General features: G+C 41.1%; 13 protein-coding genes. 2 read left to right on the top strand and 11 right to left on the bottom strand.

What is annotated here, in order from left to right; translation table 11 throughout:
- A complete protein-coding gene (gene rlmD / locus NYF15_RS12320) occupies positions 1 to 1,326 on the bottom strand; it encodes a 23S rRNA (uracil(1939)-C(5))-methyltransferase RlmD (RefSeq protein ID WP_371353730.1) in 1,326 nt (441 codons plus the stop codon).
- A gap of 80 nt (positions 1,327 to 1,406) precedes the next feature.
- Here rlmD and barA point away from each other — a divergent pair, with 80 nt between their 5' ends.
- Positions 1,407 to 4,175, top strand: a complete 2,769-nt coding sequence (gene barA / locus NYF15_RS12315; RefSeq protein ID WP_371353910.1) for a two-component sensor histidine kinase BarA — start codon at positions 1,407 to 1,409, stop codon at positions 4,173 to 4,175.
- Between the two features lie 47 nt (positions 4,176 to 4,222).
- Positions 4,223 to 4,549, top strand: a complete 327-nt coding sequence (locus tag NYF15_RS12310; protein ID WP_371353729.1) for a hypothetical protein — start codon at positions 4,223 to 4,225, stop codon at positions 4,547 to 4,549.
- A 220-nt stretch (positions 4,550 to 4,769) separates the two neighbouring features.
- On the opposite strand, the gene pdxJ is transcribed toward NYF15_RS12310, so the two are convergent.
- The 10 genes from pdxJ to rpoE all read right to left on the bottom strand — a co-directional run bounded on the left by pdxJ (position 4,770) and on the right by rpoE (position 13,292).
- Entirely contained in the window at positions 4,770 to 5,501 is a 732-nt protein-coding gene (gene pdxJ / locus NYF15_RS12305) for a pyridoxine 5'-phosphate synthase (protein WP_062569663.1), read from the bottom strand.
- A 43-nt stretch (positions 5,502 to 5,544) separates the two neighbouring features.
- Entirely contained in the window at positions 5,545 to 6,231 is a 687-nt protein-coding gene (gene recO, locus NYF15_RS12300) for a DNA repair protein RecO (protein WP_371353728.1), read from the bottom strand.
- A gap of 16 nt (positions 6,232 to 6,247) precedes the next feature.
- Positions 6,248 to 7,180, bottom strand: coding sequence for a GTPase Era (gene era, locus NYF15_RS12295; RefSeq protein ID WP_130150424.1), 933 nt, complete (start codon positions 7,178 to 7,180; stop codon positions 6,248 to 6,250).
- Entirely contained in the window at positions 7,170 to 7,847 is a 678-nt protein-coding gene (rnc, locus tag NYF15_RS12290) for a ribonuclease III (RefSeq protein ID WP_062569660.1), read from the bottom strand. The genes era and rnc overlap by 11 nt, the downstream gene beginning before the upstream one ends.
- A gap of 2 nt (positions 7,848 to 7,849) precedes the next feature.
- Positions 7,850 to 8,785: a signal peptidase I gene (gene lepB, locus NYF15_RS12285; RefSeq protein WP_062569659.1), complete on the bottom strand. Its 936-nt coding sequence runs from the start codon at positions 8,783 to 8,785 to the stop codon at positions 7,850 to 7,852.
- A gap of 25 nt (positions 8,786 to 8,810) precedes the next feature.
- Positions 8,811 to 10,598: a translation elongation factor 4 gene (gene lepA / locus NYF15_RS12280; RefSeq protein WP_130150423.1), complete on the bottom strand. Its 1,788-nt coding sequence runs from the start codon at positions 10,596 to 10,598 to the stop codon at positions 8,811 to 8,813.
- 70 nt (positions 10,599 to 10,668) lie between these two features.
- A complete protein-coding gene (locus tag NYF15_RS12275) occupies positions 10,669 to 11,118 on the bottom strand; it encodes a SoxR reducing system RseC family protein (protein ID WP_371353727.1) in 450 nt (149 codons plus the stop codon).
- A gap of 3 nt (positions 11,119 to 11,121) precedes the next feature.
- The gene (locus NYF15_RS12270) at positions 11,122 to 12,078 is read right to left on the bottom strand and encodes a MucB/RseB C-terminal domain-containing protein (protein ID WP_130150421.1); all 957 of its coding nucleotides are present in this window, start codon (positions 12,076 to 12,078) and stop codon (positions 11,122 to 11,124) included.
- 4 nt (positions 12,079 to 12,082) lie between these two features.
- Complete coding sequence (locus NYF15_RS12265; RefSeq protein WP_371353726.1) at positions 12,083 to 12,709, bottom strand: sigma-E factor negative regulatory protein; 627 nt, start codon at positions 12,707 to 12,709, stop codon at positions 12,083 to 12,085.
- A 1-nt stretch (position 12,710) separates the two neighbouring features.
- Positions 12,711 to 13,292 carry an RNA polymerase sigma factor RpoE gene (gene rpoE, locus NYF15_RS12260; protein WP_036969086.1) on the bottom strand — a complete coding sequence of 194 codons (582 nt, stop codon included), beginning with the start codon at positions 13,290 to 13,292 and terminating at the stop codon, positions 12,711 to 12,713.
- Between the last annotated feature and the right edge of the window lie 43 nt (positions 13,293 to 13,335).

Below are 13,335 nucleotides of genomic sequence, written 5' to 3'. Positions count from 1 at the left end.
TTACCTCCTGTGAAATAACGCCATTGTTTCGATATGCCCCGTATGTGGAAACATATTCATAAGCCCAATTTTTTTAATGCTAAAGCCTGCTTGTAACATAATTGCACTGTCACGGGCTAAAGTAACAGGATCACAAGAGACATATAAAATCGTTTTAAACTGAGTAAGCGGTAATTGCTCTAAAATAGCCATCGCACCTGTGCGTGATGGGTCAAGTACTAACACATCAAGTTCAGCACTAAACCAAGCAGCAGATTGCATCGATTGAGTTAAATCAAAGCAGTAAAAATCAGTATTCGATAATGAGTTAGTGTGCGCATTTTGTTTCGCTAATGCAACCGCAGAATCTACTCCTTCGACACCAATAACGTGTTTTGCATACTTTGCAAGCAGTAATGAAAAATTACCAATTCCACAAAACAAATCCAACACTTGTTCATGACCTTGCAAATCTAACCACTCTTTTGCTTGATTAAGCATAGCTTGATTCACTTGTGGATTAACTTGAATAAAGTTTTCAAGGCCAAATTCAAAGGTTAAATCATATTTAGGTATAGTGTAGTACGGCATCGGATAGTGTGACTGATCAATCTGCCCACTTTCTGATTGCCAAACAATTAACCATTGTTGTTCTTGGCAAGCTTGAGCAACTAATGACTTAAGCTCTTCACTTATTGGTTTTGTATGCCGGATAACCACAAAAGCAGCATTATCAGCCTCACACAATTGCAAGTGAGTTATACTTTGTAAGCCTTTGTGCGTATTGATAAGTAAATCAAATAGGGTAAATAAATCACTAAATGTGCTAGTTAACACATCACATTGATTAATACTCACCAGTTGCTTCGAGCCTTGTGCACGATAACCTACACGCATTTTTTTAGCTGCTTTATCATGCATTACAGCAATGCGAGCCGAACGCCTGTAATGCTGCATATCACTGGTCAGTGGCTTTTCCCAGTTTAAGCGAGTGACCTTAGCAAACTTCGCAAACAGCTGACTCACAGCAGCTTGCTTCTCAACTAATTGTTGAGAAGCATCTAAGTGCTGTAACTGACATCCCCCACACACCTGATAATGTTCACAAAATGGTTTAACTCGATACTCAGATGCATGAAGCACTTTTTTACAATCTGCGCTGGCAAAACGAGCTTTGTCTTCAACAAGTTGCGCTTTAACCTCTTCACTTGGCAGCGCACCATTTACAAAACACACTTTATTATTATGTTTTGCAACCCCACGCCCTTGATGATCCATTGCTGTAACCGATAACGTGATCATTTTTTGTGAAACGGATTTCTTCTTGGCTTTGAAAATCTGTGCCATCGGACAACACCTTAATTATTGATAAAGCGGGAGTAAGTATATACTCTTAAACAACGATAATAATGACAACAACCTATTTTATGACTAAATTTGGCTTACGTGATTCAGTCTTAACCCTAACCTTGATACCGACTGTGATCATAGGCTTGTTGCTGGGCGGTTATTTTACAATAAATCGTTACATTGAGCTCGATGAAATTTTATATCAACAAGGTGTAACAATTATCGAGCCACTTGCCATTGCCGTAGAGCAACCTCTGCTAAAGCGTAATAAAACTTTACTTACACGCTTGGTAAGTCATACCCATAACAAACACGCCCCTGCTATACAGTCGATCGCCATATTTGATGAAAATAACGAACTGGTTATTTTTAGTAAGTATCAAAATGAATTTAAAGATATCGATACAAACAACTCGGCAGCACTTGAGGGTATCAATGTCAAAAGCTCTAAGCATTATTTAACCTTCTCAACGGCTATTATTAATCATAGTCGCCAAGACATGATTTGGAATCATCATAGTTACCAAGCATCACTTGGCACTGTCGTCATTATGCTTAACAAGCAGCAAGCAATTATCGGCCAGCAACGCGCACTACTTGTAAGTGGAATTGTTATTATTTTAGCCTTGGTACTTGCCACAATTTTAGCATTTAGGCTAACTCGCATGTTTGTTCAGCCTCTTAATAAGTTAGTACTCGCTACCGATAAGTTAATTGAAGGTAAAGTTGATACCGGCCTCGACAAGAAAATGTTTGGCGAATTTGAACTACTTCGAGAAGGGCTCAATACAATTTCGCACACCATGGTGATGCAACGAGACGAAATGCAAAAGCATATTGACCAGGCAACCTCTGATTACCGCGAAACCCTTGAACAATATGAAACACAAAATATTCAGTTAAGTATTGCTAAAAAAGACGCACAAGATGCTAACCGTGTTAAGTCTGACTTTTTAGCAAAAATGAGTCATGAACTCAGAACGCCTCTAAATGGGGTAATTGGCTTTACTCGCCAGTTATATAAAACACCGCTTAATAAGCATCAAAAAGATTACTTAGATACCATAGAGCTTTCTGCAAATAGCTTAATGACGATTATCAGTGATATTTTAGATTTCTCTAAGTTAGAAGCGGGTGCGATGGAGTTGGAGTCAATGCAGTTTCAACTTCGCGATACAATCAATGAGGTGCTGACCTTACTTGCGCCTAGTGCCCATGAAAAGCAGCTAGAGTTATCAATATTTATCCATCCGCATGTGCCTGATAACCTCACCGGCGACCCAACACGCTTTAAACAAGTTTTGATTAATCTTTTAAGCAACGCCATAAAATTCACCGAAAAAGGTTCTATAAAAGTGGATGTTGGTCATCGTTTATTAGATGAAGAACGCGCATCTATCTTGGTATCAGTCACCGATACAGGGGTGGGCATTCCAATGGATAAACAAGACGCCCTATTCACCCCATTTGGCCAAGCTGATTCAAGTATTACGCGTAAGTTTGGCGGCACAGGCCTTGGTTTGATTATTACTAAACACATTGTTGAAGCCATGAATGGTCGAATAACCTTAAACTCAGCACCCGGAAATGGCACCTGCTTTACCTTTAATGCTGTATTTAGAACACCAAGCAATTCGATTACCAGTGATTTACCAACACAGTCACTGATCAATAAGCGTATTCTTTATTTAGAACCTCACGAGCATACTCACCAAGCAACATTATCATTGTTAAATGAATGGCAAACACAGGTCACACCTTGTACCGATGAAGAAAGCTTTCTCAATGAAATCAACAAGGACTTTAGCTACGACATTTGTATCATTGGCCACACAGCAACAATTGACGATATGCAGCAACTTAAGAGTTATGTAAAGGCTGTACGCCCTGTAACCGACTACTTATACATTATGCTCAACACTGTATCTCACAATATGCGTGAGGCTTTTGTTGGTAGCGGTGCTGACGCCTGTTTAAGTAAGCCGCTTAATCACCGTAAGCTATGTGAAGTGCTTGCTGCACCTTACCGGCTTGATCACCCTGTGCATAATATCGAACAAGGCGATGAAAAGTTATTGCCGCTAAAAGTACTGGTTGTTGACGATAACGACGCTAACTTAAAACTTATTTGCACCCTACTTGAAGAGCAAATAGAACTTATAGATACAGCACATAACGGTTCGCAAGCTTATAGCTTGAGTAAAAGCCATAAGTATGACTTAATATTTATGGACATCCAAATGCCTATTATGGATGGTATTACAGCATGCAAACTTATTCGTGAATCTTCACTCAATGAAGATACCCCAATCATTGCTGTCACGGCGCATGCTTTGAGCGGTGAAAAAGAGCAACTTCTCAAAGATGGCTTTAAAGGTTATTTAACTAAGCCAATTGATGAAGACATGTTAAAACAAATAATCAGCGATCACAGTCCGCAGTCGCCTATTAATAGAGAACGGAGCAAAGCAGTTACAACTCAATCGGAGCCTCCTTTTGAAAGTATACGCCTAGATTGGCAGCTCGCGCTACAACGTGCAGGAGGCAAAGAAGAGCTCGCACTTGAAATGCTTAATATGCTGCTACTCAGTGTGCCGGAAACTCTGCGCCTTCTTAATGAAGCAATTGAAAAAGAAGACTGTGAACATGTACTTAGCATTGTTCATAAGTTCCATGGTGCATGCTGCTACACTGGTGTACCTAAGCTAAAATCACTTGCCGAAACGCTAGAAACCTCACTTAAAAGTGATTGCGACCTAAATTACATTGAGCCTGAATTATTTGAGTTGATTGATGAGCTCAATAACTTGCTAAATGATGCGGGAATGACTGAGCAGCAAGGCTAACAGCATGCGGCTGTATGCTCTAAATGTGAATTTTATAAGGAGCTGTGATGTATTTTGTTTTACTTATCGTCTTTAGTGCGATTTCGCTCGCTTGGTTTTTTCATCTTTATACTAAGCTAAGCAAAGTCGCTAATAATTACGTAAAGACTAACTACACACAGCAATGGCAAGACTATAACAATAAAGCAGAGCTAATGAAGGAGAAACCAAACTCCATTATTTTCCATTCAATTAGAAAGGGAGAGCTATCGACATTGGGTGACGAAGTATTGCAGAACTATAAGAAAAAGCACCAATATTTAACCGCCCTGCTATGTCTTTCTCCCTTGTTATCATCAGTGCTTGCACAGTTGATCATTTATTTGCTCAAATAAAAACGCGGAGCAGTTTTAATACCAATTCGCTTAATTAAGTGGTCTATTTTGAGGCAATAAAACCTCGTTGATAACAAGGCAAAAATTTCGTTATTTAGTTGTTCTAAATCAGAAATTTTTAACGCCGGTAGCAACAGGTTTAATCCCTCAAAATGATTAAGTATTATTGCGGATTGGTATAACATGCTCCGCGTTTTAAAACTCAGTGACTAAAGCTCAATTATAAACGCGCCTCAATCATTAAACGCTTCATATCGCTCACTGCTTTTTCTAAACCATCAATTGCTGCACGAGCAATAATCGCATGACCAATGTTCAACTCGTAGATTTCTGGCATTGCTGCAATCGGTTTTACGTTGTGGTAATGAAGGCCATGACCCGCATTGACGATTAAACCAAGGCTATCGGCATATTGTACGCCACTACGAATGCGCTCAAGCTCTGTGTGAAGCGCTTGGTCATTTTCTGCATCAGCATAAGCACCGGTATGAATTTCAACGTATGGAGCATTACAGGCTTTTGCAGCATCAAGTTGCGCGTTGTCGGCATCAATGAATAACGACACCTTAATACCCGCTGCTGTTAGTTTTTCTGTCGCTGTTTTTACTTTTTCAAAGTTACCCACTACGTCAAGGCCGCCTTCGGTAGTAAGCTCTTCACGCTTTTCCGGCACCAAACACACATAAGCTGGTTTCACTTCAAGGGCAATATCAATCATTTCATCAGTCACGGCAATTTCAAGGTTCATACGTGTTTGAATCGTCTTTGCCATTACATACACGTCACGATCTTGAATATGACGACGGTCTTCACGTAAATGAATGGTAATGCCATCTGCACCTGCATGTTCAGCAACCGCGGCCGCATGGGCTGGATCTGGGTAGCTTGTGCCACGCGCTTGACGTAAAGTGGCAATATGATCAACGTTTACACCAAGAAGAATATCTTTCATTTTTTTACCTGTTTAAAACAACGATTCATGGCTGAGTTTCAGCCTACTTAATAAATAACTCACGGCTTTTTAATGGCTTTTTGCCAAGTAAAGGCTTAAGTAGATATCGGCTTAATTGCTTTGCCATATATAACACATCTGGCGCGCTAAAGTCATGGGCAGCAATAGCATTTAATTGCTTTCCAGAAAAGCCACTGTGGGGGTCGTCATGCAATAAAAAGCCGTATTCAGCAAAGTACTGGTAATTTGCTGCATCGTTAATTTCATCCCCTTGCGCATCCACACTGAAATCAACGCCATAACCAAGCATTTCAAGTAACTGAAACTCGTATGAGCGCAGCACAGCTTGTAGGTTTTTAGTTGTCGATAACTCGTCTAAATGCTGCTTATAAAGATGATAAACACTTTCCATCGGCTCATTGATTGGTACGATACGATTAGTTAATTCGTTCAAATAGAAACCGCAATAGAGCTCGGTGCCAGTAAGCATAGTTTGGCCGTCATGGGGTTCAAAGTGATTAATGTATTTTAAATCTGATTTGCCGCTGTACTTAACCAGCAGTGATTGGAAGGGTTGCAGTTGTGCTTTGTGTTTAGTGGCCAAGCGGCCACTAATACGAGCCAGCATTCTGAGCTGACCAATGCCTTCTACCAGCATATCTAGCATGACTTGCGAGTCACTAAAAGGACGTCGATGCAGCAAGTATGCTGTGTAGAATTCGCTATCCATGGCGTGTAGGCTTTACTTAGTCTTCACCATAGCCAAGGCTACGTAGTGCACGCTCATCGTCAGCCCAGCCTGATTTCACTTTTACCCAAAGCTCTAAGAACACTTTATTATCAAGCATGTCTTCAAGGTCCTTACGAGCTTCACGGCCAATCACTTTAAGCTTTTCGCCTTTATTGCCAATGACCATGCGCTTTTGCGTTTCACGCTCAACGAGGATCAGACCATTAATTTGCCAAACACCGTTTTCTTGCCATTTAAATTGCTCGATTTCAACCGTCACTGAATATGGAAGCTCATCACCCATAAAACGCATCAGCTTTTCACGGATCACTTCTGCCGCCATAAAGCGCATTGAACGGTCTGTGACATAGTCTTCAGGGAAATAAAATTCACAAAGCGGTAAGCGCTTTTTCACTTCATCTTTGATGAGTTCAATATTTTTTCCCTGCTTTGCAGAGACAGGCATGATACCAACGAAGTCAAATTTACCGCCCAAAAACTGCATATGCGGCAGTACTAAATCACGATCTTTTACTTGGTCAATTTTATTCATAACCAATAACACTGGGCGACCGCTTTGACGTACTTTATTAAGTACCATCTCATCGTCATCATTCCAGTGTGTACCTTCAACCACAAAAATGATCAGCTCCACATCACCAATTGAGCTTGATGCTGCACGATTCATTAAACGGTTAATGGCACGTTTTTCGTCAACGTGTAAGCCTGGCGTATCTACATACACGGCTTGGTATTTGCCTTCTGTATGAATACCCATAATACGATGACGTGTGGTTTGTGGTTTACGCGAGGTAATACTCACCTTTTGCTCAACAATGTAGTTAAGTAAAGTTGATTTACCCACATTTGGACGGCCAACAATGGCAATCATCCCGCAGTGCGTATCAAGCTCTGCAGGCTCTTTGCTAATTAAATCATCAAGATTCATTTTTAAGTATCTTTAAGGCTTTTTCAGCAGCTTTTTGCTCCGCTTTACGACGCGAGCTACCTACTGAGATAATGCTATCCATCCCTTCAACAATACATTCAACCGTGAATGTTTGATTGTGCGCTTGACCTTTTGTATCAATAACAGTGTAGCCTGGTAACGATAACTTGCGCGCTTGTAAGTATTCTTGAAGTAATGTCTTTGGATCTTTCTGATTTAAACCCGGTGAAATTGCATCAAGTCGCGATTCATACCAGCTTAAAATCAACTCACCACATTGTTCAATGTTTGAATCAAGAAACACGGCACCAATAATGGCCTCGACTGCGTCGGCTAAGGTCGATTCACGGCGAAAACCACCGCTTTTAAGCTCACCAGGGCCCAAACGCAAGTAATCACCTAAGCCAAACTCAAGGCCAAATTCAGCCAGTGTTTGACCACGCACTAAGGTTGAGCGCATGCGACTTAAGTCACCTTCTCGCGCTTTAGGGAATTTGCTGTAAAGCGCATTCGCAATCACAAAGCTCAATATAGAATCACCTAAAAACTCTAAGCGTTCGTTATGTTGACCTTTATGGCTACGGTGCGTCATCGCCTGTTCAAGCAAGGCTTGATCAGTGAATGTATAACCTATTTTTTTGTATAACTCTGTTACGTTTTTTTTCATCGTTACTGAATATTACCTAGGCGTTCAAAACGAACACCAGTTGGAACCCAGCTTGGTAAGAAGTCATCTGGGCCATTTTCAAATTCAAAACTCATCCATATAAAGACGGCTTTACCTACCAGGTTTTCTTTTGGCACAAAGCCCCAAAAGCGACTGTCTTGGCTGTTATCACGATTATCACCCATCATAAAATAATGATCAGCAGGAACAACCCACTCATCTGAGCGTGTACCTGGTTGTTGATAATAACGGCCTTTCATTTCAAGCGCTTCAGGGTTAATCAAGATGTTATGATTCACTGTGCCTAGATTTTCATCTAAGCGAACTAAATTCATAGACCCTTGCTTGAATTCGTCACTATTGAGAATTTCCATATCAATTTTATTGTATTCATTACACAACAACTCACCTTGCTGCGTTGCTCCATCCTCACACTTAGGTTGGATATAAAGGTGCTTATTGCGATAAACTATTTTATCCCCAGGTAAACCAACAGCGCGTTTAATATAATCAACACGTTCATCCAAAGGATATTTAAATACAACTATATCACCACGCTCTGGCTCATCAACATCAACGAGTTGAGTGCGCCATACTGGATCTTTAATACCATATGAGTACTTCTGAACCAATATAAAGTCACCAACCAATAACGTTGGCATCATCGAACCTGATGGTATCTGAAACGGCTCAAAAATAAATGAGCGAAAAATTGTAATTGCGGCGATCATCGGGAAGATTGATTTTGCCGTTTCAGTAATACTTGGTTCTGGCGCAATTAATGCGGCAGTTTCTTCGTCTAGCTCACCGCCCGACGCATTTTGAGCAAGGGCGATGCGTTGTTGACGCTTTGGTGCAAACATAAAATGGTCAATTAACCAGATTAGCCCTGAGCCAAGCGTTAACAACACTAAAAAAATCGAAAAATAACCCGCCATGCATTAATTCCTTTATTAACTTCTATTATTTACCAACTTTAAGGATAGCTAAGAACGCATCTTGCGGCACTTCAACGTTACCTAGTTGCTTCATTCGCTTTTTACCTTCTTTTTGCTTCTGTAGAAGCTTTTTCTTACGGCTTACGTCACCACCGTAACACTTTGCAATTACGTTTTTACGTAACTGTTTGACAGTTGTACGCGCAATAACATGCTGACCAATTGCCGCTTGAATTGCAATATCAAACTGTTGACGTGGAATCAGATCTTTCAGTGCCTCAGCTAATAGGCGACCACGTGATTGTGCGATATCACGGTGTACGATTATGGCTAATGCATCGACACGTTCACCATTAATTAGTACGTCCACACGTACCATGTCTGACGCTTGGAAGTGCTTAAAGTTATAATCAAGTGACGCAAAACCACGGCTTGTTGATTTTAACTTATCGAAGAAGTCCATGACTACTTCAGCCATTGGTAATTCGTACGTTACCGCCACTTGCTTACCATGGTAGTTCATTTTAGTTTGTACGCCGCGCTTTTCAACACAAAGCGTAATTACGTTACCTAAAAATTCTTGTGGAACTAATATGTTAGCTTCAACAATTGGCTCACGGATCTCAAGAATATTATTTACCGGAGGAAGATCCGATGGGTTATCAATCTGCTTAACGCCGTCTTTAGTTTCTACTTCGTAGATTACCGTAGGTGCCGTGGTAATAAGATCAATATCGTATTCACGTTCAAGGCGCTCTTGGATGATTTCCATGTGTAGCATACCTAAGAAGCCACAACGGAAACCAAAACCTAACGCTGTTGAGTTCTCTGGTTCAAAGAACAACGACGCATCGTTCAAGCTCAGTTTATCAAGCGCATCACGGAATGATTCATAGTCATCAGATGAAATTGGGAACATACCCGCATAAACCTGTGGTTTAATACGCTGGAAGCCTGGTAAGCGCTCTGGAGCAGAATTACGTTGTAAAGTAATGGTATCACCTACTGGTGCACCGTGGATTTCTTTAATACCCGCAATTACAAAGCCTACTTCACCGGTTTTTAAGATGCCCGTGTTAGTTTGCTTTGGTGTAAAAATACCCACTTTATCAGCAATGTGAACTTGGTCATTCGACATGATCTTAATTTTATCGCCTGCGCGTAGCTCACCGTGCTTAATACGTACTAATGATACAACGCCTTGGTATGGGTCAAACCATGAATCGATAATTAATGCTTGTAGAGGCTTGTCTTTGTCACCTTCTGGTGGCGGAATATCTTTAACGATAACCTCTAACACTTCTTCAATACCAATACCAGTTTTCGCACTACATTGCACAGCATCTAGGGCATCGATACCAATGATGTCTTCGATTTCTTCAGCAACGCGAAGTGGATCAGCTTGCGGTAAGTCGATTTTGTTTAGAACGGGAATAACTTCTAAGTCCATTTCGATTGCTGTGTAACAGTTAGCTAAGGTTTGTGCTTCTACACCTTGACCCGCATCAACAACTAAAAGCGCACCTTCACAGGCTGCAAGTGAACGCGATACTTCGTATGTGAAGTCAACGTGTCCTGGCGTGTCGATAAAGTTTAACTGGTATGTTTCGCCATCTTTCGCTTTATAATTTAGCGTTACACTTTGCGCTTTGATGGTAATACCACGCTCACGCTCAATGTCCATTGAGTCTAACACCTGCTGCTGCATTTCACGGTCTGTTAAACCACCACAAACTTGGATAAGACGGTCAGAGAGAGTCGATTTACCATGGTCAATATGGGCGATGATCGAAAAATTACGGATATGCTTCATAAACTGGATTCTAAACTTCTATATAAAATGGACTAAGTGTATAAAGCGACAATTTTACATTTAATTGGCTTTAATCACCATCTATTTGAGTGAAAGGAATAGTAATTGGGTGAATTTTTATTACTTTTATATCATGTTTTAGGCTCTTAACCCTTGATTTAGCTATTGCATAGCCAATTAAGCCCCCCAACAAGGCCGCTAAAATTTGCCACCCTTCAGCAAGCGAAAATACTGCAAAAGCAGCTAAAGCGAACCCTAAACTAAGTAATAGTGGCAACATATACACAGCCATTGCATGTTTTACTAAATGACTATCATCCAATGCTAAGGTCACTTTTTGCCCTATTTTTAGCTCATTATCGAATGTATATGGGAATGTTTTTTTAGCGGTACCAAATAACTTGGCAAAGACTTGTGAGCCACAACGGCCATTGCACCCTGCACAGGCTTGTTTTTGCTCTGCTTCTAAATTTGCTGTCGTGCCTTTTACAGACACGACAGTGAGTGTTTGTTCAATCATGGTTTAAAGAGGTCGCGCTACCGACTCTGCAATGGCTTTGGCTGTCATAGCGGGAATATTACCAACAACTGACACATCAAAGCTACCACTGTTATGAACATAGACTGTAGTAGCACCCGATGAAAGCGCACCACTGGGGCGTTTACCTGGTAATGGTCTTTGAACAAATACAGAAACTTCAACAAAGCCATCTGAATACAAGTAATAATCTGTTAGCTCATTGTTTAAATCAAGCTTATGGCGATCAGATTTTAACAGTTTAAATCCATCAGGTAACCAGCCTATCTTCCAATTATTAACCGCCGTACCTGTGCTTTCATTGTCAATTTCACTCACTGGTAAGGGAGTTGGAAAGTCACGGTTTTGCATCTCAAGCAATAAGGGAGCTGGCTGCTCCGTCACACTGATATGAGTAAGCTGTAATTGTTCCAACATTTCGCCTTTGTGGTTAACGTAAGCAGATTTAAGTAATAATGATGACTCAGTATCAAGCCAAATCCAGTAATTAAACTTAAACTCGTCCTTTGATTCTATTCGAACCAACTGCGCTGAACGCCCAGCTATACGGCCTTTTCCGCCAAGAACGAAATCATAATGAGCACTTAAACGCTCAATATCTTTAAACAAAACCTCTGGAATAGGTCCTGCAATTGAGTCAGTTTTGACAGAGTAAGGCTCTGAGTGGGGCTCAAAATAAGTAACTTGATCGTTCACACGAGCCATCTCAAGACCAGCACCATTCAATAAACTTAAATGCTCAAGCTCAATATCACCTTGTTTTGCGTGTAACCAGCGATAAGGCTCCATTGCTTGACCTTTAACGACCACAAAGGATGCATCAAAGTTACGGGTATGAACGGCTTTAGCCATATCTAATAATAATGCTTTGGCGGGGTTTTCGTCGCTGGCAAAAGCGGATGCACTTATTACCAGCGATAAAATAAAAGTAATAACTTTCATTAAATTAGTGATTTTCCTCTTCGGCTTTGGCCTCAGTTTGCGACTTTTCTAATGAATAAGCAACACGTGCTTGTCTATGGTGCTCTAGAACAAGTGCACCAATTCGCTGCTGCTGTAACTCACGCAAACCTTGCTGTGCATTTTCAAGCGCTGGCTGTTCAGATGAGTAGCTCACCGGTGATGCCACGCCAGTCAATGGGGTTGTTTGTAGCAATGGAATGTCACTTTCAGGTGACTCACTGTTTTGCGGCAATGTTTGTACGCCCACTATCGCGAACATTGCAACGCTTGCTGCGATAGCAACTTGTGCAAATGGACGGCGCCAGTTAAATGCGACAACATTGTCAGTACCTGTTGCTGCCACGATTTCTTCGCTTTTTGGTGCATTTGTTTTATTCGCGAAATCGGCATAGACAGGTTCGTGTTCAAGTGCATCTGCAACGGCGTTGGCAATATCAAAGTTAAAAGCGCTGTTATTTGCCTCAGCACGCATTGCATCACCGATCATCGCATAACGACCAAATGTCGCGACATCGTCTTTTGTTATCGCTTCATCGGTTAGTTGCTGTTCGCCGTCAAGTAACGCGGATAGCTGCTCGTTATCCAACTTGTTAACGTCTGCTTTTGTCATACTAAGACTCACCTATTAATGGATTTAATTTATTATCAATCGCTTCGCGGGCACGGAATATACGTGAACGTACAGTTCCCACGGGGCAATCCATAACCACGGCTATTTCTTCATAGCTCATCCCTTCTATCTCTCGAAGGGTAATCGCAGTTTTCAGATCTTCAGGCAAACTATCAATTGTATTAAAAATTACAGCACGTACTTCGTCACTGAGTAACAGATTCTCTGGCGATGCGTTAGAACGCATTGCATCTGCACTGTCATAAAACTCAGCTTCTTCTGCATCAACATCGTTCGCTGGGGGCTTTCGGCCCTGAGCAACTAAGTAATTTTTAGCACAATTTACGGCGATACGGTATAACCAAGTATAAAAGGCGCTGTCCCCTCTAAAGTTAGGTAACGCACGATAAGCTTTAATAAAAGCTTCTTGAGCGACATCAGCAACATCACCTTGATTCGACACATAACGTGAGATCAAGCCTGCGATTTTATTCTGATATTTTCTAACTAATAGGTTGAAGGCGTTTTTATCTCCTTGCTGGACCCTTTTAACTAGCGCTAAATCCAAATCCTGCTCGCTCATTCGAGCCGGTACTCCTCTGTTTGATTCTTGCTTGCTATTCATA

The sequence above is a fragment of the Pseudoalteromonas sp. 68 DY56-GL68 genome (assembly GCF_041414825.1).
Lineage (GTDB): Bacteria > Pseudomonadota > Gammaproteobacteria > Enterobacterales > Alteromonadaceae > Pseudoalteromonas.
Note: the sequence above shows the minus strand (reverse complement) of the source record. Positions and strands in the feature narration are given on the sequence as shown.